Source organism: Microbacterium pygmaeum (genome assembly GCF_900100885.1).
Lineage (GTDB): Bacteria > Actinomycetota > Actinomycetes > Actinomycetales > Microbacteriaceae > Microbacterium > Microbacterium pygmaeum.
This window is the reverse complement of the sequence record NZ_LT629692.1, coordinates 1,307,060-1,332,480: the sequence shown is the minus strand read 5'-3', so window position 1 is coordinate 1,332,480 and position 25,421 is coordinate 1,307,060. Positions and strand designations below refer to the sequence as shown.

Sequence of the window (25,421 nt, the reverse complement as noted above, 5' to 3'; positions counted from 1 at the left end):
CATGATGGGAGCGTGAGCACCGACGCCGCAGCATCCCTTCCTCCGCTCGCCGACCTGCTCGATCGACTCGTCGTGGTGAGGCTGCCGCTCGCGGCCCGCTTCCGCGGGATCGACGTTCGCGAAGCGGCGCTCCTGTCCGGCCCGGAGGGCTGGACGGAGTTCTCGCCGTTCCTCGAGTACGACGACGCCGAGGCAGCGCCGTGGCTGGCAGCCGCGATCGATTTCGGATGGATGCCGCAGCCCGAGGCGCTGCGGGACTCGATCCCCGTCAACGCGACGGTGCCGGCGGTCCGGCCCTCTGCCGTCGCCGGCATCCTCGCCCGATTCGACGGGTGCCGCACCGCGAAGGTCAAGGTGGCCGAGCTCGGGCAGGTCCTGGCCGAGGATGTCGCCCGCGTCCGGGCCGTACGAGAAGCCATGGGCGTCGAAGGGCGGATCCGCATCGACGCCAACGGCGGCTGGAACGTCGACGAGGCCGAGCATGCGATCCACGCGCTGGCGGAGTTCGATCTCGAATACGTCGAGCAGCCGTGCGCGAGCGTCGAGGAACTCGCCGAGCTGCGTGCGCGCGTGAAGTACATGGGGATCCCGATCGCCGCCGATGAGAGCGTGCGCAAAGCGTCCGACCCGCTCGCCGTCGCTCGTGCGGGCGCGGCCGACCTGCTCGTGATCAAAGCCCAGCCGCTCGGCGGCACGCATCGCGCACTCGAGATCGTCGCCGCGGCGGGGCTTCCCGCGGTCGTCTCCAGCGCTCTGGACAGCTCGGTCGGACTGTCGATGGGCCTTTCGCTGGCCGCGGCCCTCCCCGAACTGGACTACGACTGCGGTCTCGGGACGGCCGCACTGCTCACTGCGGACGTGATCTCACCCGCGCTGGCACCGATCGATGGCAGGTTGCCGGTCGGACGCGTCACCCCGGTCACGGCGCTCCTCGCTGAGCACGCGGCATCCGATGAACGCCTGGAATGGTGGCGAGCCCGCATCGGACGCTGCCACGCCCTCCTCGCCGATCCGCGCGAGCGCTCAGAGATCGAAGTCGGCCGACGAGCCGGACGCGTCGGGTGATGCGGCGATCTCCAGCGGTGTCGACGGCTTCCCGTGGGCACGGAGTCCCTCGGCCTCGGTGCGCAGTCTGCTGACCAGACCGACGTCCGTGAGCTCCTCGTGCTCGGATTCCTCCGCGTCGGAGATGAGCTGACTGGACGGACCGACCAGCACCTCCGACCGGCCACGCGATCCGTCCTCGTTGAGGATCGGAAGCTGGACGGTGGAGGATCCGCCCGCCTCCGCGAGCGCCTGCGCGTAATCCAGCAGCGCCTCGGCGATCGCCGTGCCGGTCAGCACGGAGTGGCCCGCGTAGTGAATCCTGTCCATCAGATCGCTCCCTCTCGAGGCGAACGGAGCGCATATCGCTTCCGTCGCCGACCGTCCGCTCAGCCAACTCCTCTGCACCTTCCGGCGAGGGGGGCTGGCGCAATCCGCGACAGTGTGCAGGCGGCGCCCAGAGCGACCCGATCAGGCCAGCGGCGGCTCGATGATCAGCTGCGCGACCCGCGCCAGACCTTCGCTGGTGCGCCGAGACAGTTCCGCATCCTCGGCGCCGGACATCACGCCTCGCGTGGCTTCGCTCTCCCACACCGTCAGCATGAGACGCGCGGCTTCTGCGGGTGGGATGCGGAACTTCAGGCCCGCGGCCTGCGCGACATCCGTCACGATCTGCGTGACACCCTCGCTCAACTCCGCGTCCTGCGCGAGGTAGGCCGCGCCGAGTTGCGGATTGCGCAGCGCATTGATGCGGATCTCGCTCATCAGGAGGATCCCGAGACGGTCATCCGCCGTGACTTCGAGGATCTGCCGCACGATCGCGAGCGGATCGGCCGTCAGCGGCGGGAACTGCGCGTCACCCTCGAGCGCGGCGACCCGCCCACGCACCGCGGCGACGCGTGCGCGCGCGACCCGCCCGCACAGCTCGAGGAACAGCTCGTCCTTGGTCTCGAAGTTCGAGTAGAACGCGCCGCGCGTGAAGCCGGCGCGTTCGCAGATCGCTTCGACGGATGCCGCGTCCAGACCCTCTTCGGCGAACAGCTGCGCCGCGGCATCGAGAAGCTTCTGACGGGTGGCTTCGCGGCGTCGCGTGGTCGCACCCAGCACATCGGTCATGCATCCTCCTCCGCCTGCCATCTTCACACGGCTTCTTCAGTTTCGGGACGCGGCCCCGCCTTACGATGCAGTGATGTATTCGATACAGCGCTGTATCCATTCACTCTGATCCGATCCCGGAGGCGCTGTGTCCACCCTTCTCTACGCGCTCGGTCGCTGGTCGTATCGGCACCCCTGGCGCGTCCTTATGGCCTGGCTTCTGCTCCTGGGCATCGCCGGCGGCGGCGCGCTGACCCTCGGGCAGGGTACGGACAACACGTTCTCGATCCCCGGCACCGAGTCGCAGGCCGGCATCGAGCAGCTGAACCGCACGTTCCCGCAGGCCAGCGGGACCAGCGCGCAGATGATCATCGTCTCCGCCGACGGCGCCGCGATCGACCAGGACCCGTACCTGTCGGACATCCAGGACACGATCGCGCAGTTCGAAGACCTCGACGGGATCCTGGCGGTCACGGATCCGTTCGATGAGATGGTCCGCGGGCAGGTCTCCGACGACGGCGATGCCGCGATCGTGCGGATGCAGTTCGACGGACAGGCCACGGACGTCCCGCCGGGCACCAAGACCGCCCTGCAGGAAGTCGCCACCGACCTCCGTGACGAACTGCCCGCCGGCTCGCAGGTGTCGCTGGGCGGTGACCTGTTCGCCCTGTCCGTTCCGGGCGTCACCCTCACCGAAGCCGTCGGGCTCATCATCGCCCTCCTCGTGCTCATCGTGACCTTCCGGTCGTTCGTCGTTGCGGGGCTCCCGCTCTTGACCGCCATCCTCGGGGTGGGGCTGTCGATCTCGCTGATCTTCCTGTCCACAGCATTCGCGAGCATCTCCTCCACGACCCCCCTGCTCGCCCTGATGCTCGGATTGGCGGTCGGCATCGACTACGCGCTGTTCATCGCCGCGCGACATCAGGATCAGGTACGCGGCGGAATGGACGTCGAGGAATCCGCGGCGCGCGCCACCGGCACCGCCGGCTCCGCGGTCGTGTTCGCAGGCGTCACCGTCCTCATCGCCCTGGTCGGCCTGTCCTTCGCGGGCATCCCGTTCCTGACCACGATGGGTATCGCCGCCGCCGTGGCGGTCGCCATCGCTGTGCTCGTTGCCGTGACGCTGACCCCGGCCATGCTCGGATTCGTGAAAGGCCGCGTCGCCGGTCGGCCCAAGCGCGTCCGGCCCGCGAAGAAGGATCGATCCCCTCGCCCCGGATTTGCTTCGCGGTGGGTGGGCCTGGTCGCGCGGCATCCGGTCATCACCACCGTGACGGTGGTGCTCACGCTCGGGATCATGGCCATCCCTGCCGCCAGCCTCGCCCTGGCACTCCCGAATGCCGGGATGCTGCCCGAGGAGAACGAGGCGCGCCAGAGCTACGACCTGGTCGCCGAGGAGTTCGGCCCCGGCTACAACGGCCCGATCATCCTGACCGGCACCATCGTCACCTCGACCGACCCGGTCGGCCTGATGAACGACCTGGCCGACGATGTGGAGACGCTCCCCGGCGTCGAGATGGTCGCGCTGGCATCGCCGAACCAGACCGCCGACACCGGCATCGTGCAGCTCATCCCCACCACGGCGCCCGATGACCCCGCCACGGCGGATCTCGTCCGCGAGCTGCGCGACCAGCACGACCGGTGGCTCGACGAGTTCGGCATCGACATCCAGGTGACCGGCTTCACGGCGGTCGCGATCGACATCTCCGATCAGCTCGGGGCGGCGCTGCTGCCCTTCGGGATCTTCGTGGTCGGGCTCTCGCTGATCCTGCTGACCATCGTCTTCCGATCGATCGCCGTGCCGATCAAGGCGGCGCTGGGCTACCTGCTCTCCGTCGCCGCCGCGTTCGGCGTCGTTGCCGCCGTCTTCGAATGGGGATGGCTGGCCGACGCGCTCCATGTCACACGCACCGGACCCATCATCAGCTTCATGCCGATCGTGCTGATGGGCGTGCTGTTCGGCCTGGCGATGGACTACGAGGTCTTCCTGGTCTCCCGCATGCGGGAAGACTACGTCCACGCGAGGAAGGCCGGCGCATCCAAGGCGGAGGCGCGGGCAACCGCCATCGGCGCCGTACGGTCGGGATTCACCTCGTCGGCACGCGTCGTCACGGCCGCCGCGCTGATCATGTTCGCGGTGTTCGCGGCGTTCGTTCCCGAAGGGGATGCCTCGCTCAAGCCGATCGCACTGGGACTTGCCGCCGGCATCGTCATCGATGCCTTCCTCGTGCGGATGACGCTCACGCCTGCCGTGATGGCGCTGCTCGGCGACAGGGCGTGGTGGCTGCCGAAATGGCTGCAGCGCGTGCTCCCCCACTTCGACATCGAGGGTGAGGCGGTCGAGCGCGAGATCGCCCTGACCGACTGGCCGGAGCCGGAGACGACCGCAGCCGTCGTCACCGAGGGCGTGCGCGTGAGCGCCGGCGATCTTCGACTGGTCGACGAGGTGGCTCTGCGCGTCGAGCCCGGTAGCGCACTCGTCCTCACGGCGCGGGATGCCCGCGGACCCCGCGCGCTCCTGCTCGCCCTCGCCGGCAGGGCGCCGCTCGAGGGGCGCGCGCGGGTCGCGGGGCACCTGCTCCCCGGTCGGCAGGCATGGGTGCGCTCGCACGTCGGGGTGGCCCTGCTGGACGGCTCGGCGGATCCGGTCCGCGACCTGCGCCGCGCTGCGGCCGGCAGACCGCGCATCCTCGTCGTCGACGGTCTCGACGCCGTCGTCGGCGCCACGCGCGATCAGGCCGCGGCGGTGCTGCGGGACGCGGCATCCGCCACTCCTGCCCTCGCCGTGCTCACCGCCGCGACGCAGACCGAGGCCGCTCGCGACCTGCTGTCCGACGCCGGGTTCCCCGGCACCGCGGTACTCGATGTCAGCGTGCGCGGCGCGCTTGCACCCGCCGGATCCGATCCTTCCTCCCACACACCCCGCACCACCGAGGTATCCGCATGACTCTTCCCCTGGAACGCGCCCGCTCGCGCCGCCCCGTCACCTGGTTCACGATCGTCGGCGTGGTGCTGCTGCCGGTGCTGATCGGCGGCATCCTCGTCGCCGCGCTGTACAACCCCGCCGAGCGCCTCGACAGCATGAGCGCCGCGATCGTGAACGACGACGAGCCGGTGACCCTCGACGGTCAGGTCGTCCCCCTCGGGCGACAGCTCACGGCGGGGCTCGTGGAGGGATCCGACGAAGTGGAGAGCAATCTCGACTGGACGATCTCGAACACGCAGGACGCCGCCGCAGGTCTCGCAGACGGCACCTACCAGGCCGTCGTCACGATCCCGTCGAACTTCTCGGCGGCGGCGACCTCGACCGCCCCGGGCGGAACGCCCGAGCAGGCCACCATCGAGGTCAACACTCCCCCCGACTCGAAGGTGGTCGACGACGCGATCACCGCGCAGGTGACCTCGGCCGCCGCATCGATCCTCGGGCAGCAGCTCTCGCAGGTGTATCTGGAGAACGTCTTCCTCGGATTCACCACGCTCGGCGACCAGCTCGGCGAAGCCGCCTCCGGCGCACACCAGCTCGCCGATGGAGCCACCCAGGCGGCAGCGGGTGCCACCGCGCTCGCCGACGGCTCCACGCAGCTCGGCTCCGGCGCGACGTCGCTGGCGGACGGGGCGGGACAGCTGGGCACCGGACTGGACACGATCGCGGGCGGAATCCGCAGCGCCTCGTCGGGCGCGTCGCAGCTGGCCGCCGGGGTGAACGCCGGAGCTGACACGCTCGCGGCGAACGGCGTGGTGCCGGCGGCCGTGAGCGGATATTCGACGGATGCCGCAGCCCAGACGATCACATCCGCCACCCAGGCCGGCGCGCTCGCCGCCTCGCTGGGCGCCCTGTCGGCGCAGTGCGCCGCCGGGCCGGACCAGACGCTGTGCCCCGCGATCGACCAGGCGGCCGACGATGCCGCAGCGGCCGCGCAGAGCGCAGGGGCCGCAGCGACCTCGGCGGGATACGCATCCGGCGCGCTCTCGCAGTTCGACACGGCCGCGACGGCAGAATTCGCATCGCAGTTCCGCACGATCGGCGGCAGCGCGACGTCGCTCGCGGCCGGATTGGATCAGCTCGCCGGCGGCACCGACCAGTCGGCTTCCGGCGCGCGGCAGCTCGGTTCCGGCGCGGCGCAGCTGAGCGACGGCATCTCGCAGGCCGGGCTCGGAGCGACCTCGCTCGCCGAGGGCGTGACGCAGCTCGCCTCCGGCACGTCGACCCTCGCGGACGGCCTGGATCAGGCATCCGCTGCCGTTCCGTCGTATTCGGACGCCGACGCGACGAGCCTCGCGAGCGTCGTGTCGGACCCGGTCACCACCGATGGTGTCGGCTCTTCGCTGTTCGGTGCCTCGGCAGTGCCGCTGCTGTCGACGCTGGCGCTGTGGTTCGGCGGTCTCGGAACGTTCGTCGCCCTGCAGGCCGCGTCGCGGCGGGCGCTGACCTCGCGTGCCCCCTCGGTGGCGCTCGCCTTGCGGGCACTCGTGCCGGCGGCGCTGCTGGGTGCGGTGCAGGGACTCCTCGTGGCCGGCATCGTGCAGATCGCCGCGTCGTACGACTGGGGTCAGTGGTCGGTCTTCGCGGCGCTGTGCGTCGTGGCGGGCGTCGCGTTCGCCGCCGTCAACCAGGCGCTGGTCGCCGTGTTCGGCGGCGCCGGGCGCTGGCTCGCCGCCCTCGTCGGCGTCCTGGCCGTCGCGACCGGTGTGGTCTCGACGGTCCCGGGAGTGCTCTCCAGCATCGCCGGGCTGATGCCGACTTCGCCCGCCTACACCGGCATGCTCGCCGCACTCACCGATTCGTCGGGACTGGGTGCCGCGATCGCGGGACTGGCGATCTGGTCGGTGCTGGCGTTCCTCGCGACGACTCTGGCGGTGGCTCGTCGCCGCGTGGCATCCGCGCGCGACCTGCTGGCGGCGTCGCCGGTTCCGGCGTAGCCCGCCCGCGGCTCGACGCATGAGTGATACGCAGCTCGGCCTCGAGTTGTTCGGGGGTGTCGATCTGTGCTCGGGGCTTGCGATCCACGCCCCGAACGCACAAATGCGCCCCGAACCCCGGGCGCGATCTAGCTCAGGCCGCTATAGGCGTGCAGACCCTTGAAGAACATGTTGACGATCGTGAAGTTGAACAGCACCGCGCTGAAGCCGATGATCGACAGCCACGCCGACCGGCTCCCCCGCCACCCGCGCGTCGCACGGGCGTGGATGTATCCGGCGTAGAGCACCCAGATGACGAACGTCCAGACTTCCTTGGTGTCGAAGCCCCAGTAGCGTCCCCACGCGTCGTTGGCCCAGATGGAACCGGCGATCAGCGTGAAGGTCCAGAAGATGAATCCGAGGATCGCGAAGCGGTAGGCGAGCGACTCGAGCGCTTCGCTCCCGGGGAGGGTGCGCAGGAAGCCGGGGCCCGTCTGCAGAGCGGTGCCGGATGCTGCGGCCTCGGCGGCCGCGATCGTCCGGCGCTCCCGTCGCACCTGCATCAGCTGCAGCACCGAGAGGCCGAACGCGAGCGCGAACAATGCCGTGGCCAATGACGCGACGAACACATGGATCACGAGCCACACGCTCTTGAGCGGATCCATCAGCGGCGTGATCTCCACGTAGAACGCCAGCGCCGACGCACCGAGCAGGACGACGACGAGGCCGGTGATGAACGTGCCGAGGAAGCGCAGGTCGTAGCGGAAGAGCACCACGAGGTACACGGCGACGATGAGCATCGTCCCGGTGAGGGCGAACTCGTACATGTTCGACCACGGCACGCGGCCCGCGGCGATACCCCGGGTGACGTCTCCGGCGACGTGGAACAGGAACGCCAGCACCGTCAGCGACGTGCCGATCCGAGCCCACAGGTATCGGGGCCGCGAACCCGGCGACGCGTTCATCGACGCCTCGGCGGCACGCTCCGAGGCGCGCACCTGGGCGATCGTCTCTCCGCCGGCGCCCGACGCTCCCGCACCCGAGGCAGTCGACCCAGCGGCGCCCGCGGTGCGGGTCAGCGTGCCGGAGGCGCCGACCGGAACGAGCTCGGAACGGCGCTCCGCGGCATCCTTCGCATCCACCGCGACAGCCGAGCGGCGCGACAGGTCGACGGCGTAGGCGATGAACGCCAGCGCGTAGATCGTGATGGCGGTCCACACCAGGAGCACCGAGACCGAATCGAGCGAGAACGGGGCGTCTGCGGGCATGCGCTCAGTCTACCCGCGGCCGGATTCCTCGGCCGGGGATCCGGATGCCGGCAGCTGCTCACGCAGCAGCGGCTCCAGCGCCGCGCCGTGGCGCTGCGCGATCTGCTCCACCGCGCCGCCGAGGGTCGGATCCTCGCCGCGGGCGAGTCCCGCGTACTCGAGCCGCAGCATCCGGCCGTCGGAGGTGTCCTGCACCGACGCCTGCACCCAGATCCGTCGGCGCGGGATGAACAGGGCAGCCAGCAGACCCAGCAGCGCCAGGACGGCGAAGACGAGCACCCAGGTCGCGGCGGCGTCGCGGTGGATGGAGAGCGAGACGAACCGCTTCACCGACTGCTCGTAGCCCTCGGCGCCGGCCGGCGACACGTTCTCGAACGTGATCGTGCCGAGCCCGTCGGGCAGGTCGACCGTCTCACCGGGTGCGATCTCGAGCGCGTCGATGTCGGTGCCGCGTCCTGCGAGGGCGGTCATGTCACCGGTATCGAGGGTGTACACCGAGCGAGGCGTTCCGTCATCGATGCCCAGGTCGCCCTCGTACACGCTGAGCGAGAGGACGGGGTTCACGAGCGCGGGGTAGGCCGACGTGAACGCACCGGTGCGAAGCGGCGCCTGGGTGGGATAGAAGAAGCCGACGAGGCCGAGCTGTTCCGGCATCCCGTCTGGCACCTTGATGACCCCGAGCGATGTCATGTTCGTGTCCTGCGGAAGGAACGGCACCGACTCCGAGAACACCACGACATCGTCGGCGTTCCGGATCGTGATCGTCGGCGCGTACCCGTTGCCCATCAGGTAGACGCGATCGCCGGCCATCTCCAGCGGGTGGTTGACCCGCACCTCGCCTTCCTGCGGGTTCTCCCCTGCCATCTGGGTCGTGAGGTTCGCGACGAAGTCGCCCGCCTGGCCGGCGCCCTGCGTGCCGGACGGCTGGTACGTCACCTCGAACTCGTCGAGGGTCATCGAGTACGGAGCGAGGTTCTCCTCGTCGACGAACCGGCCGGGATTGAAGGAGGTGTAGTCCAGCATCGTGTTGACGAACGTGCCGCCCTCGACGATCACGCCCTGGCCGGTGTACGTGAATCCGCCGCCGACGCCGACGGCGATCAGGACGCCGATCAGCGCGGTGTGGAACACGAGGTTGCCGGTCTCGCGGGCGTATCCGCGTTCGGCCGATACCGACAGCGCACCGCGGGAGTCGTAGCGCTCGACGCGGTAGCCGCTGCGTTTCAGCTGGTCGGCCGCCAGGTCGACGGCGGTACGAGCGGATGCCGCGCCGTCGGCGTCCGCGGCGAGTTCGAGAGTCGTCTCGCGGTGGTCCTCGAGACGCTGCAGCCGTGCCGGGGTACGCGGCGGTCGCGCGCGCAGCGCCTTCCAGTGGTGCTTGGTGCGCGGGATCACGCAGCCGATCAGGGAGATGAACAGCAGGATGTAGATCGCCGAGAACCAGGCCGACGAATAGACGTCGAACAGCTGCAGCGTGTCCAGCACCGGTGCGATGTCCGGGTTGTCAGTGAAGTACTGGGTGACGCCGTTCGGATCTGCGCTGCGCTGCGGCACGATCGAGCCCGGCACCGCGGCGATCGCGAGCAGGAGCAGCAGGACCAGGGCGGTCCGCATGCTCGTGAGCTGGCGCCAGCCCCAACGCAGCCAGCCGACGACACCGAGCGCCGGCTGGGTGATGTCACCGGAGGTGTCGGTGGCCACTGCGGAGTCGGCATGGTCCGCGGGCCGCAGGGTCCCCTCGACCGGAGCGCTCGCCGAGGGCGAGCCCTTCGGATCCTCAGAGCGGGAGCGGGACACCGGCGACCACCCCCTGCAGCTGCGCCATGATCGACGTCCAGACGCCCGAGACCATCAGCACACCGAGAACCACCAGCAGCGCGCCGCCGACGATGTTCACGGTGCGGATGTGCCGGCGCAGGAACGTCACCGAACGGGTGGCCCATCCGAAGCCGAGGGTGAGCAGGACGAACGGGATGCCGAGGCCCAGCGAATACGCGAGTCCGAGCAGGCCCGCCCGCAGCGGGTCGCCGAAGTTCCACGACATCGCCAGGATCGCACCGAGCGTCGGGCCGATGCACGGCGCCCAGCCGACGCCGAGGGCGAGCCCAAGCAGCGGCGCACCGATCAGGCCGAGGTTGCTGCGCACCTGCGGCTTGTAGATCCGCTGCGCGAAGCCGAACAGCCCGATGAACACCAGGCCGAGCAGGATGATGACCACGCCCATGACGCGCGTGATGGCATCGGCGTACTCGAGGAAGAAGCGCCCCACGGTGCCGCCGAGGATGTTCACCGACATGAAGACGACCGTGAATCCGGCGATGAACAGCAGCACGCCCAGCAGCAGGCGCCCGCGGGTGGGGGCCGGCTGCTCTGGTGCGCTCACGATCGTCGGAGAATCGGCGCTTCGTCGGAGGATTTCCGCCGAATCCTCCGACGTTCGTGCGATCGTCCGACGCTCCGACGCCCCGCGGGGCGCCGCGGCACCCGCGATGAACCCCAGGTAGCCCGGCACGAGCGGCAGCACGCACGGCGACAGGAAGGAGACGAGCCCCGCCAGCAGCGCGATCGGCAGCGCGAGCCAGAGCGCACCGTCCACGACGATGGCGCCGGGGTTCACGATCCCGACTCCGGCGCGGACTCGGCGAGGGTGTCGCGGATGAGGGTCTTCAGGATCGAGGTGTCCGGCAGTTGGCCGATGATCCGGGCGGCGACGCGCCCCTGCGCGTCCAGCACGAGGGTCGTCGGCGTCGCCTGGATCGGCGTCTTCTCGGCGAACGCGAGCTTGACCGCCGGCGTCTCCGACGCGATGACGCTCGGGTAGGTCACGCCGTACGTCTCGGCGAAGGCGGTCGCCGCGGCAGCGGAGTCGATGGTGTTGATGCCGAGGAACGCCACGTCCTCGCCGTCGAACGACGTGTACGCCTCTTCCAGGTCGCCCGCTTCGGCGCGGCACGGTCCGCATCCGGCGTACCAGAAGTTCACGACCAGGACGCCGCCGACGTAGTCCTCGCTGCTGACGGGCGCGCCGGTCTCGGTGGTCGCTGCGAATTCCACCGGCTCGCCGCGCCGGTCGGCCGCGATCTCCACGACGCTGCGGTCACCGGCGATGTACCCCTTGTTGTCACCGGCGCGGTACTGGTCGGCCAGCGGATCGTCGGAGCACGCCGCGAGCCCCAATGCGAGGACGACGGTCAGCGCGGCTGCGCCGACGGCCGGGAGACGAGAGCGGATGCTTCGCATCACACGGCCCCGACATCGACGGCGCCGCTCGTGGGCACCGGCTCGGCGTACTCGACCTCGACCCAGCCGTCCTGGCCGCGTTCGAACGAGGTCACGCTGGAGAGGGCACAGCGCCGCGACCGCGGGTCGTGGCGAAGCGGCTCGCCGGCCACGGCGAGGTGCGTGAGCCAGATCGGCGCCTGGTGCGACACGATCACGACATCACCGCGGGGTGCGGCATCCCACGCCTCATCCATCGCGTCGCGCATCCTCGCCACGATGGCGGCGTACGGCTCGCCCCAGCTGGGAACGCTCGGCCGCGCCAGGTACTGCCAGTTCCAGGGGTTCGCGAGCGCGCGACGCATGCGACGGCCCTCGAAGATATTGGTGGGCTCGATGACCCGCTCGTCGATGACGGGCTCCAACCCGAAGATCTCGGCGAAGGGCTGCGCGGACTGACGCGTGCGCTCCAGCGGAGAGCAGATCAGGGATGAGACGGGGCGCCCGAGGGTCTTGACGTGCAGTGCCGCGGCTCCCGCCATGCGGTGACCCTCGTCGCTCAGCACGTACCCCGGCAACCGGCCGTAGAGCACGCGGCGAGGGTTGTCGACCTCACCGTGGCGCACGAGATGAAGGCGGTCGGCGGGCACCGTCCCAGTCTACGGCGGCGCGATCTGTGGGGTGGCTGAACGGGGCGCCTCCGGTGCGACGGGCACTGACGGCCTGCCGCCGGGAGGATCAGTCCGCTTCCGGCGCTGTCCGGTCACGTCCCTCTCGCGCGGCGAGGCGGGCGCGGATGCGGGTGAACAGGAACCACGCGACGGCGAGCACGACGACGCCGATGACCACGTACTGCAGGATGTCGGCGTACCGCTCCACGAGCGGCCAGTTCTCGCCCAGCAGGAATCCGGCCAGCACGAAGATCGTGTTCCAGATGAGACTTCCGGCCAGCGTCAGCAGCCCGAACTTCCACAGCGGCATGCGGGTGATCCCGGCCGGGATCGAGATGAGGCTGCGGAAGATCGGCAGCATGCGCCCGAAGAACACTGCCGCGCCGCCGTGCGTGTGGAACCACGCGATGGTGCGATCGATGTCCGCCGCGTCCACCAGCGGCAGTCTCGTCGCGATGGCACGAAGCCGATCCACGCCGAGCCAGGCGCCGAGACCGTAGAGGACGAACGCGCCCACGACCGACCCCGCGGTTGTCCAGAACAGCGCTTCGAACAGCGTGAAGCCGCCGCGACTGGCGGCGAGCCCCGCCATCGGCAGGATCACCTCGCTCGGAAGCGGCGGGAACAGGTTCTCGAGGGCGATCGCGATGCCCGCACCCACAGGGCCGATCACGTCCATCAGCGAGACGGTCCACTCCGCGAGCGAGGTCAGCCAGGATCCATCTGCTGCGGTATCGGTCACCCTTCGACGCTACGAGGCGCGGGTTACCAGAACCTGGACGCCGGTGACGGCACCTGAGCGTCCGTTCGGGATCGGGCGCGGACCTCTTGCCGTCTCAGCCGCCGGGCACGCCTGCTGCGGCGATCGCCGCGCCGATGAACCACGTGGCGACGATGACCGGTGCGCCGGCCAGCGGCACCCAGAACGCGATCCAGCGCTTGACGAGGAACAGGATCGCCACGACGATCGTGCCCACCAGGACCAGCCACGGCAGCCCCATCGCGGCGAGCACCCCGAGCCCGATCAGATCGGTGTTGCAGTCCCGGGCACCGCAGGGGTCCGATGCCATCGCGAGGAATGCGCCGAAGACGGAGACGCCGAAGGTGAGCACGCCCAGCAACCCCAGCAGGATCGATGTGACCACCGCATCCCAGACGATGAGCGGTCGCTTGGCCGCTCGGCGCATCGGTGCTGTCGTCACGCGCTCATCCTAGAGGTCCCCGCGGGCGGCCTAGACTGACTCCTCGTGAGTACACGCGTTCTGGTCCAGCAGCTGCAGTCCCTCCCCGACGGTCCCGTTTCGGTCTCCGGATGGGTCGAAACCGTCCGCGATCAGAAGAAGGTGCAGTTCGTCATCCTCCGCGATGAGACCGGCGCCGTGCAGCTCGTGAACCCGGCGACGCGTCCGATCGATCCTGCGACGGCCTCGGGTGCCGGAGAAGAGCAGGATGCCGCAGCGCTCGCGCTCACCGAGACGATCTCCGGTCTCTCGACGGGGACGTTCCTGACCGTGACCGGCGAGCTCAAGCACGACGAGCGCGTCAAGCTCGGCGGCGTCGAGGTCAAGGTCGGCGGGCTCGAGATCGCCGCGGCCGCCCTCGCCGAGACTCCGATCGCGGCGGACAGCGGTCTGGACAAGCGCATGGACTGGCGCTTCCTCGACCTGCGTCAGCGCCGGAACAACCTGATCTTCCGCGTCTCGACGACGCTCGAGCACGCGATGCGCACCTGGTGGATCGAGCGCGACTTCATCGAGATCCACTCCCCCAAGCTGATGGCCTCGGCATCCGAGTCCAGCGCCGAGCTTTTCGAGGTGCCCTACTTCGAGGACAAGACCGCCTACCTCGCCCAGAGCCCGCAGTTCTTCAAGCAGATGGCGCAGTCCGCCGGCTTCGGCAAGATCTTCGAGATCGGCGACGTCTACCGGGCCGACCCCAGCTTCACGAGCCGGCACGCGACCGAGTTCACCAGCGTCGACGCGGAGATCAGCTGGATCGACTCCTACGACGACGTCGCGCGGATGCAGGAGGAGCTGCTCGCCTTCGCGATCGGCGCCGTCGCCGACAAGCACGGTGCGGAGATCGAGGAGCTGTTCGGCGTGACCGTCGTCGCGCCGACCGTGCCGTTCCCGCGGATTCCCCTCGCCGAGGCACACGAGATCGTCACCGCGCGCGGCTACGACATCCCGCGCACGGACGGCGACCTCGACCCCGAGGGCGAACGTCAGATCTCTGCGCACGTCAAAGAGGCGTTCGGACACGACTTCGTCTTCATCACCGACTACCCGCACGAGATCCGCGCGTTCTATCACATGCGCGATGCCGAGACCGGGCTCACCAAGAGTTACGACCTCCTCTACAACGGCGTCGAGATCACCACCGGCGCGCAGCGCGAGCACCGCGTCGACATCCTGATCGAGCAGGCTGCGCAGAAGGGGCTCGACCCCGAGCACCTCGAGTTCTACTTCGACTTCTTCCGCTACGGCGTCCCGCCCCACGGCGGCTTCGGGATGGGCCTGGCGCGCGTCCTCATGCTGATGCTCGGCGAGTCCTCCATCCGCGAGGTCACGTTCCTCTTCCGGGGCCCGACGCGCCTCGCCCCCTAGCCCTCATCGTCGAACTGTGAGGGAACGCGCCCGCTACGACAGTGCGGCGCGCAACCGGTCGGGCGAGACCCGCCAGTGGGCGTGGAGCTGTCCGTCCAGGAGCACCACGGGGATCTTCTCCCACCACAGTTCGTACAGAGCCTGATCGTCGAGGATCGACAGCTCCTGCACCTCCACCCGGCCCTCGGGCAGATCCGCGATCACCACCTCGACGACGTCGCGCGCGACGTCGCACAGGTGGCAGTCCGGCTTGCTGATCAGTGTGAGGGTGGTCATGGGTTCTCCCGACGACGGGTTCCTCCCGGTCACTTCTCGATCGGGAAGCCTGCGGCGATCCAGCCGCCTGTCCCGCCGTCGACGTTCGTGGCGTCGTAGCCCCGCGGCTCCAGTGCCTCCACCACGCGGCCCGAGCGTCCGCCGACCTGGCAGATCACGTCGAACGCCCCGTCCGGGAGCTCGTCCAGACGCGTGCCGATCGAGGACATCGGGATGTTGACCGCGCCGGGGACGTGGCCCGCAGCGTACTCATCCGGTTCGCGGACATCGATGAGGGGCACGCCCTCGCGGCTGCGCAGTTCCTGGACGCTGATCGACTTCATACGACCATTGTGTCAGCGGCATCCCGACGCGGCGTCGATCATCGACTGCGACGGATACCCGTATGCCTGGACGCCGTTGCCCTCGGCGGTCTGTCCCATGCTGATCGCCCACGCCGTGGCCCACTCCTCGTTGGCGGGGCCGCTGGTCGAATCGAACAGCGCGCTGCACTTCGACGTGATCGAGTGACCCACCTCGTGCGTGACGATGGCGCGCGAGTCGGGCGAGGGCCACGTCTCGGCGATCGAGTCCGACAGGGTGATGGTGGAGAAGCCACCGCGCGCGGTGTTCCAGGTCGCCATGCCGGACAGGCCCCGATCGCCGCCGAGGCCGTTCACGAGCGGAGCCCAGTCGAAGTCGAGCACCACCCCGCCGGCGATGGACCGGGCGTACTCCTCGATCTCGAGCCGCGTCGTCAACAGCGGTCCGGCCTTCTCGGCGAGCTCGGACTGCTGCGACTGCTTCAGGTTGCCGCCCGCCGCCGCATACGCGGTGAAGGCGGTCAGCGCGCCGGAGCCCAGCCCTTGCTGCCCGGCGACGGCCTCGCTCGCGTCGCGGAAGTCGAGCACCACCAGCGACACCGCCGAGACGTTCATCGCCTCCAGCGCTGCAGCGGCAGGACCTGCCGAGGCGAACATCGCCTCGGCGGCCGTCGTCATCGTCTGCTCCGACTCTGCGACGGATCGACGGGTTGCGTCGGCGTCGGCCTTCCGCTCCTCGAGCGCTGAGGCGTCCTCCCGCATGGCATCCGCCTCCGCGAGCAGGTCCCACGGCAGCAGCTGTTTGCCGAGGGGCTCCGTTTCGAGAGGTTCGCCCAGGAGTGCGTCAGCCTCGGCGGTCGCGGCGAGGGCGGCGGTCGTCGCTTCGGCGAAGCTCGTTCGGGTACCCGCGTCCACCAGGTCGTCCGTCGCCAGGGCGAGGATCTGGCCCGCACGCTCCGCGGCGTCCGTGGTCTCGTCCGCCGCGGCACGGAGCGATGCGTCGGCATCCGCCGCCGACTCATCAGCGGCGCTGAGGTCGGCAGCGGCCCCGTCGAACGCGCGGTTCGCCGAAACGAGCGTGAAGGCGACGATCGCGGCGACGACGAGCACCGCGATGGTCAGGCAGGACGCCAGCACCCATCTGCGGCGGCGCGGCGGGCCCGGCAGGGACTCGGGCGACGCGGCCGGCGACGGCGCACCGCCCATGTCGACGGATTCACCCGAGGATTCGACAACCACGCGGAAGCTCTCCAGCGGCGGCGACCAGAAAGCGCCGACCCCCAACGGGACCGGCGCTTGTGGATGCCGCTACTTCTTGTTGCGGCGCTGGTGGCGGGTCTTGCGAAGCAGCTTGCGGTGCTTCTTCTTCGCCATGCGCTTGCGGCGCTTCTTGATGACTGAACCCACGGAAAACCTCACTAAGTCGGGGTCTGGGCAGACTGCACAGGTGTGCACTCAGGCCCGGGAACGGCAGAAACGGAAAAATGCCTTCTCGCAGTCTACCAGGCGTGCAACGCCGCTTCAGGCGGGATCAGCCGACGTCGGCGATCGGTCGCCGCAGGGCCTCGGTGACGGCCGATTCGGGCACACGATAGCTGCGGCCGAAGCGGACCGCGGGCAGCTCGCCGGCGTGGACGAGCCGGTATACCGTCATCTTGGAAACGCGCATGATGTCGGCGACTTCGGCGACGGTGAGAAACCGCACATCGGGCAGCTCGGCCATTTCTCTCCTCCCCTGGATCGTGCTGTGGCTACTCTATGGGGTTGCTGCGACGCGTGTAAACCTGTGTGACTACTGGGGAGGTGGCGGGTCAGCGAGACGGATGCCGCGCGGCACGGACCCGTGCATCCCGCAGCGCGATCCGCTCGAGCTTGTGCGCATCCCGGGGCGCGTGGCGCTTCCGGCGCAAGGCGGGGCGGCGCTGACCGCTCCCGCCGCGCGATCGGCTAGCCGCCCGGGCGCAGCACGACCTCCCGCCGGCGGGCGGCCGACTCGTACGCGGCGTCGACGACTGCCGCGCGGGTGACGTACTCGGCTCCGCGGTACGACGCCCACGCGCGGCTCTGCACCTTCGCGAGGAAGTCGTCGACCGCCTCGCCGTGGCCGCCGCCGGGCAGCAGCAGCGGGGTGATCTCGGCCGGCTGGCCCTTGACGTCGGTGAAGACGGTCAGCGCCTGCTCGTATGGTCCATCGGGGCTGTTGCCCAGGACCGCGCCGCCCTCGGAGCCGTAGAGGGTGACGGAGATCTGATCGGTCTGGATGTACGACGCCCAGCTCGTCTCGAGCAGCAGCGTGGCGCCGCCGTTCAGCCGCACGAACGCGGTGGCCAGGTCCTCGACCTCGAACACCGACTCGTCGGGCGCGGGAAGGATGCCGGCGCCGTACACGCTGCCGCCGCGGCCGAGCGGGCCGAACTCGGCGTAGGTGGAGGCCGAGACGGTCTCCACCTCGGGTTCGCCGAGCAGGTGCAGCGCCATGTCCAGCATGTGGATGCCGATGTCCATCATGGGTCCGCCACCGGCCATGGCGCTCTTGGTGAACCAGGTGCCCAGACCCGGGATGCCCGAGCGGCGCAGCCAGCCCGCCTTGGCGTAGTAGATCTCGCCGAGGACACCATCGTCGATGATCTGCTTCAGCGCCTTCACGTCGCCACGGCGACGGTGGTTGAACGAGACATCCAGCACCCTGTCGTTCGCCTCGGCGGCCGCCACCATCTCGCGCGCCTTCTGCGCGTTCTCGGCCATCGGCTTCTCCGAGAGGGTGTGCACGCCGTGGTTCAGCGCGTCGATCGCGATCGGCGCGTGCAACGCAGTGGGAGTGGCGATGCTGACGACGTCGAGATCGGTGCCCTCGAACAGATCCCGGTAGTCCGCATAGCGGTCGCTCTGCTCGATGCCGTACTCGTCGCCCGACTGCAGCATCAGGTCGGCCTCACGGCCGGCCAGAGCGACCAGTTCGACGTCGGGATGGGCGGCATAGGCCTGCATGTGCTGTTGACCCGCCCAGCCGAGGCCGACCACGCCCGCCCGCAGCGCCCTGTTCGTGGTGCTCATGCGTCCACCTGGCCCTCGGTCCAGCCCCCGGTGAGCCTCGCCCCGTCGAAGTAGGGTCTCGGCATCGAGACGACTCCCTGGGCGGCTCCGGCGGCGCCCGGTCTGGGGGCGGCCCATCGCACGCCGTTGGCCAGCACCCGCTTGATGTCGGGGTGGTGGTAGACGGGGAAGTCCTGGTCGCCGGGGCTGAAGTAGAAGATCCGGCCTTTGCCGCGCTGCCACGTGCAGCCGGAGCGGAACACCTCGCCTCCAGTGAAGCTCGAGATGAAGATCAGCTCGTCTGGCGCAGGGACGTCGAAGAACTCGCCGTACATCTCCTGCGCACCGATCACGATGGGATGCGGGATCCCTTCGGCGATCGGATGCCCGGGCGAGACCGTCCACACCAGCTCGGCGTCATCGGTACTGCGCCAGGCCAGGGCGCAGGAGGTGCCCATCAGCTTCTTGAAGATCTTGGAGAAGTGGGCGGAGTGCAGCACGAGGAGCCCCATGCCATCCAGCACACGCTGGGAGACCTTCTCGACGATCTCGTCGTGGATGTCGTCGTGACGCAGGTGGCCCCACCAGGTCAGGACGTCGGTGCTGTCGAGCACCTCGTCGGTGAGTCCGTGGTCCGGCTGGTCGCGCGTGGCGGTGCGCACCGCCACCTCGTCCCCCAGCAGCTCGCGCAGCCCCGCGGCGATCGCGCCGTGCATGCCCTCGGGGTACCGCTCGGCCATCGCCGACCGGTCGCCCTCGCTGGTCTCATGATGGTTCTCGCCCCAGACGGTGACGCGGAGCGGGGATGTCGTCGATGTAGTCACGAGGCCCTACTCTGCCAGGTCGCCTCGCCGAGTCGCGGAATTCGGCTCCTAGCGGGCGCCGGACTTCTTCTTGAAGGCGTTGGTGACGGCGTGCTTGGCCGTCGCGGCAGCACGCCCCACCACATCGGCGGCGTGGGCGGCGGACTCGGTCAGCGTCGAACCGCCGTCATCGGCGTTGTCGTCGGCGTCGTCGAGGAAGGGGATCAGCCAATCGTCGATCTCGTCCAACGGCGCCGAGGAAAGGCTGTAGTAGCGGTGCTGACCTTCTTCGCGGACCGATACGAGCTGTGCCTCGCGCAGCACCTTGAGGTGCTTGGAGACCGTCGGCTGGCTCACTCCGAGCTGCTGCACGATGTGCGAAACGCTCGTACCTCGCTCGCCCGAGGCGGACCGATCGAGCAACAGCTGCAGGATGTCGCGGCGAGTGCCGTCCGCGATCACGTCGAAGATGTCCGCCATGTGCTTAGGTTAGCCCGCGGATGCGCCGGAGTACCATGAGGGGCGTTCCGCCGAACGACCGCAGCAGGGAGGACGTGCATGACGGATGCCGTCCGCGCAACTCCAGCGGCACGCCTGCGCGGCATCGGCCACGAGTTCATGGAGTTCTTCCGTGATCTGACCCAGCGCTCGCCCGCGCGATTCGCGATCCTGATCTACCTCTCACTCATCCTGGTCTTCACGGGACTCTTCTCACTCCCCTTCGCCGCCGAGGACGGACGCGTGACGCCCTTCGCCGACGCGTTCTTCACCGCCGTCTCCACGATCTGCGTGACCGGTCTCGCGACCGTCGACATGGCCACGCACTGGTCGCCGTTCGGGCACGTCCTGGTGTTCATCGGCGTGCAGATCGGAGCCTTGGGCGTGCTGACCCTCGCCTCGATCCTCGGGCTCGTGATCTCCCGCCGGCTGGGACTGCGGGCCAAGCTCATCGCGGCGGGCGACACCAACCCGCTGCGCACCCACGGGGGCCCGGTCAACGAGGGCCAGACGGTGCAACTCGGGCAGATCGGCGGGCTGCTCGCAACGGTCGCGCTCTCGACGCTCGTCATCGAGGCGATCATCGCCGTCCTGCTGTATCCGGGCCTGCTCATCGCCGGCGTCGAGTGGCACGTCGCCCTCTGGGAGGCCCCCTACTACGCGGCGATGTCGTTCACGAACACCGGGTTCACGCCGAACCCGGAGGGACTGGTCCCCTTCGAGCACAACTACTACTTCCTGACGATCCTGATGGCCGGGGTCTTCCTCGGCTCCATCGGCTTCCCGGTCATCTACGCGCTGCGCCAGCACTTGTTCTCGGTGCGCAAATGGTCGCTGCACGTGAAGCTCACCCTGATCACCACGATCGCGCTCTTCTTCGCGGGCGGCGTGGTGTTCCTGATCCTCGAGTACGACAACCTGCTCACCCTGGGCACCCAGGACGCGTGGGACACGACGTTCCAGGCGTTCTTCCTGTCGGCCATGACACGCTCCGGCGGCTTCGCCATCCTCGACGTCGGCGAGCTGAACGGCTCCAGCCTGCTCGTGGGCTGCATGCTGATGTTCGTCGGCGGCGGCTCGGCCTCCACCGCCGGCGGCATCAAAGTGACGACCCTGGCGGTGATCGCCCTGGCAGTCTGGTCCGAGGCGAAGGGTCGTCAGTCGAACCAGGTGTTCGGCCGCCGCATCCCGAGCGACGTGCTCCGAGTCGCGCTGTCGGTCGTCGCCTGGGGCGCGACGATCGTCGCGCTGTCGACGATCGTGATCACCCAGCTCACCAAGGCCGACCTCGGTCGGGTCCTCTTCGACGTCATCTCGGGCTTCGCCACCGTCGGCCTGTCGACGGGGCTCACCGCGGAGCTTCCCGACCCCGGCATCTACGTGATGGCGATCACGATCATCATGGGTCGCGTTGGTACAGTGACTCTCGCCGCGGCCGTGGCCGCGTCAAGCCGTTCGCAGCTGTACTCGCTGCCCGTGGAAAGGCCCATCGTTGGTTGAGCGGATCCGCAACGACGCACCCGTCCTCGTGATCGGGCTGGGTCGCTTCGGCGCAGCCTGCGCCGGAGAACTCGATCGCCTCGACCGCGAGGTGCTCGCGATCGACGAGAGCCTCGAGCTCGTCCAGAAGTGGTCTGAGCGCGTCACGCACACCGTGCAGGCCGACGCCCGCAACATCGACGCGCTCAAGCAGATCGGCGCGCAGGACTTCTCGGTGGGCGTCGTGGCGGTCGGATCCTCGATCGAGGCATCCGTTCTCATCACCGCCAACCTCGTCGACCTCAAAGTGCCGCAGATCTGGGCGAAGGCCGTCTCGCAGTCGCACGGCAAGATCCTCTCCCGGGTGGGCGCCAACCACGTCATCTACCCAGAACGGGAGGCCGGCGAGCGCGTCGCGCACCTGGTCAGCGGGCGGATGCTGGACTTCATCCGTTTCGACGACGATTTCGCGATCGCGAAGATGTACCCCCCGAAGTTCATCCGCGGTGTGGGTCTGAACGAATCCGGCGTGCGCACGAAGTACAACGTGACCGTCGTGGGCGTGAAGTCCCCCGGCAAGCCTTTCCGGTACGCGGAGGCGAACACGGTCGTCACCAATCACGATCTGATCATCGTGTCCGGCACCAACAGCGACATCGAGCGGTTCGCTGCGCTGGACAGGTAGCGAAGATGGATCGATCTGCAGCGGATGCCGCGGCCCGGCGCTGGATCGAGGGCTATCTGCGCGCGTGGGGGTCGAATGACCCCGACGACATCCGAGTCCTCTTCACCGACGACGCGTCCTACCGCTTCGAGCCGTGGACCGCGCCGGCCATCGGGCCCGACGAGATCGTGCGCCACTGGCTGGAGCGTCGCGACGATGCGGGCAGCTACCGGTTCGAGTGGGATGTCGCTGCGATCGACGGCGACCTCGTCTTCGTCGAAGGCGTGACGACCTACGACCGAGGTGTCACCTACAGCAACCTGTGGATGATCCGCCTGGACGACGCCGGACACCGCGCCCGATCGTTGACCGAGTGGTTCATGGACCAGTCGAACCCCAGCTGAGTCAGCCGCCCTGGGCGAGCTCTCTCGCCCGGGCGAGCGCGGCATCGGTGGCCTCGGCGAACACCTCGTCCAGGTGCGCCGCCTGGAGCACCGCGATCGCCCGCTCGGTGGTGCCCTTCGGACTCGTGACCCGGCGGCGTAGCTCTGCCGGCCGCTCCCCCGACGAATCCAGCAGCGCCGCCGCTCCGATGAAGGTCTGCTCGGCCATCAGCCGGGCGTCGGCCTCGTCGAACCCTTTGCCGATCGCGGCTTTGGTGAGTTCTTCGATGAGGAGGAAGACGTAGGCGGGGCCCGACCCCGAGATCGTCGACAGCGGATCGATCTGGTCCTCGCCGACCTCGATCACAGCGCCGCAGGTCTCGAACAGGCGACGCACGACCGCCACGTCGGCCGCCGTCGCGGACGAACCGGCTGCAAGTCCGGTGACCGCTTTGCCCACGACCGCCGGCGTGTTCGGCATCGACCGCACCACCGCGACGTCCGGGCCGAGGAGCTGTTCGAACGTCGCGATCGTCACGCCGGCCGCCAGGCTGACCACGATCGTCCCCGCGCGCAGTGCGGGCGCGATCTCGCGCAACAGGTCGGGCACCATCGCGGGCTTCACGCCGACCAGCACGATCGAGGCGGATGCCGCGGCTCGGACGTTGCCGGACGGCTCGACCTCCAGCGCGACGCTGGTCACCCCCGCAAGATCCGCCAGCTCGTCGGCCTTTCCCCGCGTGCGGTTGGTCGCCGTCACTCCGTGCGTGGCGAGCCCGGAGGCGACGATGCCCTGCAGGACCGCACCGCCCATCGAGCCGGCACCGAGGATCGCGATCGAAGGCAGGGGGTGCGTGGAGATCATCGCAACATCCTTGCATCGACGCTCTCGGTCTTCCGGAGATACAACATCAGCATTGACTTATATAAGCAAGCACGCAATCATGGTGTCATGCACGCGTTGGACGTCCTCGGAGACCCGGTTCGTCGACGCATCCTCGAACTGCTCGCCGACGGCGAGCGCAGCGCGGGCGAGATCGGAGGGGTCGTCTCCGCCGAGTTCGCCATCTCCCAGCCGGCCGTCTCGCAGCATCTGCGCGTGCTGCGCGACTCCGCTTTCACCACGGTCCGCTCGCAGGGCACGCGTCGCCTCTACGCGGTGGACCCTTCGACGCTCGAGGCGGCCGACGCGTGGTTCGAGCCCTTCCGCCGCTTTTGGCAGCCCAAACTCGACGCGCTCGGCACCGAGCTCGCGCGCGGTCGTCGCGCCGAGCGCTTGAGGACGCAATCAGACAAGGAGCAATGACATGGTCGACATCCGCACCCAGCTCGACGCGGTGACGCGCTCGCTGACCGCCACCGAGCGCGACGGCGAACGCGAGAACGTACAGACGCTGGCCCAGACCTACCCGTCGACGCTCGCGGATGTGTGGGAGGCGGTCACGACTGCAGATCGCATCGCTCGCTGGTTCAGTCCGGTGACGGGTGATCTCGAACTCGGCGGTCGGTACCAGATAGAGGGCAACGCCGGCGGGACGATCCTGGCCTGCGATCCGCCGGTCGGCGGTTCCGCCGGTTACCGCATCACCTGGGAGTTCGGCGGCGGCACCTCATGGGTCGCGATCGTCCTGCAATCGGTCGACGACGCCCACACGCGGCTCGAACTGATCCACACCGCCCGTGTCGGTGACCTGCCGCCCGAGTTCTGGGAGACCTACGGACCCGGCGCGACCGGAGTCGGATGGGATCTCAGCCTGCTCGGTCTCGCGCTCTACCTCGGCACCGGTGTCGGCATGGCTCCGGACGAGGCCGAAGCGTGGGCGATCGGAGACGAGGGCAGTGCGTTCGCGCGCGAGTCCGCTGACGGGTGGGCGCAGGCCCACATCTCCGCGGGCGGCGATCCGGTCGCAGCGCGACGATCGGCCGATGCGACCTGGGCGTTCTTCACCGGTCGCTCCGCGCCATAGGAGAGGCATCGGCGGGCGGGGATATAGTCGGAGAACCGGCGCGCTGCCGCGCCCGAGTGGACAGCGGAGGAAGCCCATGACCCTCTTCGACGGCATCACCGCGCGCCTCGTGGACACCCCGCGGCTGAGCGTGCAGATCCTCGAGCGCGCCGGGGACGACCCCGCGACGCCGACCGATCGCACGGTGGTGCTCCTGCACGGGAACGTGTCGTCGGCGCTGTTCTGGCAGGAGCTGATGCAGGACCTCCCCGCCGACCTCCGCGTGATCGCGATCGACCTGCGCGGCTTCGGCGGAACCGAGCACTCGCCGATCGATGCCACACGAGGCGTCCGCGACTTCAGCGACGACGTGTTCGCGACCCTCGACGAGCTCGGCATCCCCACAGCCCACCTTGTGGGCTGGTCGATGGGTGGCGGCGTCGCCATGCAGTACGCGTTGGATCACCCGGTGGAAAGCCTCACGCTCCAGGCACCGGTCTCCCCCTACGGCTTCGGCGGGACACGACGCGACGGCACGCGACTGACCGATGATGATGCGGGCTCCGGTGGCGGAGGGGCCAACCCCGACTTCGTTCAGCGACTGATCGACCACGACGCCACAGCCGACGCGCAGACCTCGCCGCGCAGCGTGTTCCGCTCGGGGTACGTCGCCGAGGGATACACGACAGACCACGAGGACGTCTGGGTCGATTCGATGTTGACGACCTCGACGGCGACTGGGAACTACCCCGGCGACAGCACGGCCAGCCCCAACTGGCCGGGCTTCGCGGCCGGGACGATCGGCGTCCTCAACACGATGGTCCCCCGTTACTTCGACACATCGGGAATCGTCGACCTCGCCGCGAAACCCCCGATCCTCTGGATCCACGGCACCGTCGACGCGATCGTCTCCGACGGATCCTTCTACGACCTGAACTTCCTCGGTCAACTCGGCATCGTTCCCGGCTGGCCGGGCGCGGACGTCGCTCCGCCCCAGGAGATGGTGTCGCAGACCCGCGATGTCCTCGATGCGTATGCGGCCGCCGGCGGCGAGGTCACCGAGATCGTCCTGGAGGGCGTCGGGCACTCCCCGCACCTGGAGCGTCCGGCCGAATTCCGCCATGCCCTCCTGCGGGTGATCGGGTATGTCGGCGCACCTGCCGATCCCGCTCCGCCGACGGAGGCGATCATCATCCCGTCGGCCGACTGACGGGCCACCCCACGGGGTTCGCCCC

General features: G+C 69.3%; 28 protein-coding genes. 10 read left to right on the top strand and 18 right to left on the bottom strand.

All coding sequences use genetic code 11. The annotated features are described in order from the left end of the window. Window positions 1-12: 12 nt before the first annotated feature. Window positions 13-1,065, top strand: coding sequence for an o-succinylbenzoate synthase (locus BLT19_RS06130; RefSeq protein WP_231917815.1), 1,053 nt, complete (start codon window positions 13-15; stop codon window positions 1,063-1,065). Here the strand turns inward: BLT19_RS06130 and BLT19_RS06125 are convergent. Both BLT19_RS06125 and BLT19_RS06120 read right to left on the bottom strand, forming a co-directional pair. After that, the gene (locus BLT19_RS06125) at window positions 1,024-1,374 is read right to left on the bottom strand and encodes a hypothetical protein (RefSeq protein ID WP_091487732.1); all 351 of its coding nucleotides are present in this window, start codon (window positions 1,372-1,374) and stop codon (window positions 1,024-1,026) included. The two genes, BLT19_RS06130 and BLT19_RS06125, sit on opposite strands and share 42 nt — an antisense overlap. Window positions 1,375-1,515: 141 nt before the next feature. Continuing rightward, complete coding sequence (locus BLT19_RS06120; RefSeq protein ID WP_091487730.1) at window positions 1,516-2,160, bottom strand: TetR/AcrR family transcriptional regulator; 645 nt, start codon at window positions 2,158-2,160, stop codon at window positions 1,516-1,518. Between the two features lie 127 nt (window positions 2,161-2,287). Between BLT19_RS06120 and BLT19_RS06115 the strand changes: the two genes are divergently transcribed. Both BLT19_RS06115 and BLT19_RS06110 read left to right on the top strand, forming a co-directional pair. Next, window positions 2,288-5,086 (top strand): MMPL family transporter, encoded by a 2,799-nt coding sequence (locus tag BLT19_RS06115; RefSeq protein WP_091487728.1) that lies wholly within the window; start codon window positions 2,288-2,290, stop codon window positions 5,084-5,086. After that, window positions 5,083-7,059 carry a YhgE/Pip domain-containing protein gene (locus BLT19_RS06110; protein WP_091487726.1) on the top strand — a complete coding sequence of 659 codons (1,977 nt, stop codon included), beginning with the start codon at window positions 5,083-5,085 and terminating at the stop codon, window positions 7,057-7,059. Before BLT19_RS06115 ends, BLT19_RS06110 begins: the two co-directional genes overlap by 4 nt. A gap of 128 nt (window positions 7,060-7,187) precedes the next feature. Here the strand turns inward: BLT19_RS06110 and ccsB are convergent, their stop codons facing one another. From ccsB to BLT19_RS06075, 7 genes are all read right to left on the bottom strand, one after another. Then, a complete protein-coding gene (ccsB, locus tag BLT19_RS06105; RefSeq protein ID WP_091487724.1) occupies window positions 7,188-8,306 on the bottom strand; it encodes a c-type cytochrome biogenesis protein CcsB in 1,119 nt (372 codons plus the stop codon). A 9-nt stretch (window positions 8,307-8,315) separates the two neighbouring features. Next, entirely contained in the window at window positions 8,316-10,007 is a 1,692-nt protein-coding gene (resB, locus tag BLT19_RS06100) for a cytochrome c biogenesis protein ResB (protein ID WP_231917814.1), read from the bottom strand. Window positions 10,008-10,083: 76 nt separating this feature from the next. After that, a complete protein-coding gene (locus BLT19_RS06095) occupies window positions 10,084-10,923 on the bottom strand; it encodes a cytochrome c biogenesis CcdA family protein (RefSeq protein WP_091487718.1) in 840 nt (279 codons plus the stop codon). After that, window positions 10,920-11,546, bottom strand: coding sequence for a TlpA family protein disulfide reductase (locus tag BLT19_RS06090; RefSeq protein ID WP_091487716.1), 627 nt, complete (start codon window positions 11,544-11,546; stop codon window positions 10,920-10,922). The genes BLT19_RS06095 and BLT19_RS06090 overlap by 4 nt, the downstream gene beginning before the upstream one ends. Continuing rightward, window positions 11,546-12,175, bottom strand: coding sequence for a histidine phosphatase family protein (locus BLT19_RS06085; protein ID WP_091487713.1), 630 nt, complete (start codon window positions 12,173-12,175; stop codon window positions 11,546-11,548). The genes BLT19_RS06090 and BLT19_RS06085 overlap by 1 nt, the downstream gene beginning before the upstream one ends. An 88-nt stretch (window positions 12,176-12,263) precedes the next feature. Next, on the bottom strand, window positions 12,264-12,875 hold the full coding sequence (locus BLT19_RS06080) for a DedA family protein (RefSeq protein ID WP_091493414.1): 612 nt from the start codon (window positions 12,873-12,875) through the stop codon (window positions 12,264-12,266). A gap of 157 nt (window positions 12,876-13,032) precedes the next feature. Beyond that, window positions 13,033-13,398, bottom strand: coding sequence for a hypothetical protein (locus BLT19_RS06075; protein ID WP_091487710.1), 366 nt, complete (start codon window positions 13,396-13,398; stop codon window positions 13,033-13,035). A gap of 45 nt (window positions 13,399-13,443) precedes the next feature. Here BLT19_RS06075 and aspS point away from each other — a divergent pair, with 45 nt between their 5' ends. Further along, the gene (aspS, locus tag BLT19_RS06070) at window positions 13,444-14,802 is read left to right on the top strand and encodes an aspartate--tRNA(Asn) ligase (RefSeq protein ID WP_091487708.1); all 1,359 of its coding nucleotides are present in this window, start codon (window positions 13,444-13,446) and stop codon (window positions 14,800-14,802) included. Window positions 14,803-14,835: 33 nt separating this feature from the next. On the opposite strand, the gene BLT19_RS06065 is transcribed toward aspS, so the two are convergent. From BLT19_RS06065 to BLT19_RS06030, 8 genes are all read right to left on the bottom strand, one after another. Then, on the bottom strand, window positions 14,836-15,078 hold the full coding sequence (locus BLT19_RS06065) for a glutaredoxin family protein (protein ID WP_091487705.1): 243 nt from the start codon (window positions 15,076-15,078) through the stop codon (window positions 14,836-14,838). 29 nt (window positions 15,079-15,107) lie between these two features. Then, window positions 15,108-15,401: a rhodanese-like domain-containing protein gene (locus tag BLT19_RS06060; RefSeq protein ID WP_091487702.1), complete on the bottom strand. Its 294-nt coding sequence runs from the start codon at window positions 15,399-15,401 to the stop codon at window positions 15,108-15,110. Between the two features lie 12 nt (window positions 15,402-15,413). Then, complete coding sequence (locus BLT19_RS06055) at window positions 15,414-16,619, bottom strand: hypothetical protein (RefSeq protein ID WP_091487699.1); 1,206 nt, start codon at window positions 16,617-16,619, stop codon at window positions 15,414-15,416. A 69-nt stretch (window positions 16,620-16,688) separates the two neighbouring features. After that, complete coding sequence (locus BLT19_RS06050) at window positions 16,689-16,787, bottom strand: 30S ribosomal protein bS22 (RefSeq protein ID WP_003792170.1); 99 nt, start codon at window positions 16,785-16,787, stop codon at window positions 16,689-16,691. A 124-nt stretch (window positions 16,788-16,911) separates the two neighbouring features. Then, on the bottom strand, window positions 16,912-17,103 hold the full coding sequence (locus BLT19_RS06045) for a helix-turn-helix domain-containing protein (protein ID WP_091487697.1): 192 nt from the start codon (window positions 17,101-17,103) through the stop codon (window positions 16,912-16,914). A 224-nt stretch (window positions 17,104-17,327) separates the two neighbouring features. Beyond that, on the bottom strand, window positions 17,328-18,434 hold the full coding sequence (locus tag BLT19_RS06040) for a Gfo/Idh/MocA family protein (protein WP_091487693.1): 1,107 nt from the start codon (window positions 18,432-18,434) through the stop codon (window positions 17,328-17,330). Then, window positions 18,431-19,237 (bottom strand): ThuA domain-containing protein, encoded by an 807-nt coding sequence (locus BLT19_RS06035; protein ID WP_091487691.1) that lies wholly within the window; start codon window positions 19,235-19,237, stop codon window positions 18,431-18,433. Before BLT19_RS06035 ends, BLT19_RS06040 begins: the two co-directional genes overlap by 4 nt. Window positions 19,238-19,285: 48 nt before the next feature. Then, complete coding sequence (locus tag BLT19_RS06030) at window positions 19,286-19,696, bottom strand: ArsR/SmtB family transcription factor (protein ID WP_091487689.1); 411 nt, start codon at window positions 19,694-19,696, stop codon at window positions 19,286-19,288. Between the two features lie 138 nt (window positions 19,697-19,834). On the opposite strand from BLT19_RS06030, the gene BLT19_RS06025 reads away from it, so the two are divergent. Genes BLT19_RS06025 through BLT19_RS06015 form a run of 3 tightly spaced genes read left to right on the top strand, consistent with a single transcriptional unit; the run spans window position 19,835 to window position 22,261 of the window. Continuing rightward, window positions 19,835-21,214, top strand: a complete 1,380-nt coding sequence (locus BLT19_RS06025) for a TrkH family potassium uptake protein (RefSeq protein ID WP_231917865.1) — start codon at window positions 19,835-19,837, stop codon at window positions 21,212-21,214. Further along, on the top strand, window positions 21,207-21,878 hold the full coding sequence (locus BLT19_RS06020) for a potassium channel family protein (protein WP_091487684.1): 672 nt from the start codon (window positions 21,207-21,209) through the stop codon (window positions 21,876-21,878). The genes BLT19_RS06025 and BLT19_RS06020 overlap by 8 nt, the downstream gene beginning before the upstream one ends. 5 nt (window positions 21,879-21,883) lie before the next feature. Continuing rightward, entirely contained in the window at window positions 21,884-22,261 is a 378-nt protein-coding gene (locus BLT19_RS06015) for a nuclear transport factor 2 family protein (protein WP_091487681.1), read from the top strand. A 1-nt stretch (window position 22,262) separates the two neighbouring features. Here the strand turns inward: BLT19_RS06015 and proC are convergent, their stop codons facing one another. After that, window positions 22,263-23,105: a pyrroline-5-carboxylate reductase gene (gene proC / locus BLT19_RS06010; protein ID WP_091487678.1), complete on the bottom strand. Its 843-nt coding sequence runs from the start codon at window positions 23,103-23,105 to the stop codon at window positions 22,263-22,265. Window positions 23,106-23,192: 87 nt separating this feature from the next. On the opposite strand from proC, the gene BLT19_RS06005 reads away from it, so the two are divergent. The 3 genes from BLT19_RS06005 (at window position 23,193) to BLT19_RS05995 (ending at window position 25,396) form a co-directional block, all read left to right on the top strand. Next, window positions 23,193-23,546, top strand: a complete 354-nt coding sequence (locus tag BLT19_RS06005) for an ArsR/SmtB family transcription factor (protein WP_091487675.1) — start codon at window positions 23,193-23,195, stop codon at window positions 23,544-23,546. Between the two features lies 1 nt (window position 23,547). Next, window positions 23,548-24,207 carry an SRPBCC domain-containing protein gene (locus BLT19_RS06000; protein WP_091487673.1) on the top strand — a complete coding sequence of 220 codons (660 nt, stop codon included), beginning with the start codon at window positions 23,548-23,550 and terminating at the stop codon, window positions 24,205-24,207. A 76-nt stretch (window positions 24,208-24,283) separates the two neighbouring features. Beyond that, on the top strand, window positions 24,284-25,396 hold the full coding sequence (locus tag BLT19_RS05995) for an alpha/beta fold hydrolase (protein ID WP_091487670.1): 1,113 nt from the start codon (window positions 24,284-24,286) through the stop codon (window positions 25,394-25,396). Window positions 25,397-25,421: the final 25 nt, after the last annotated feature.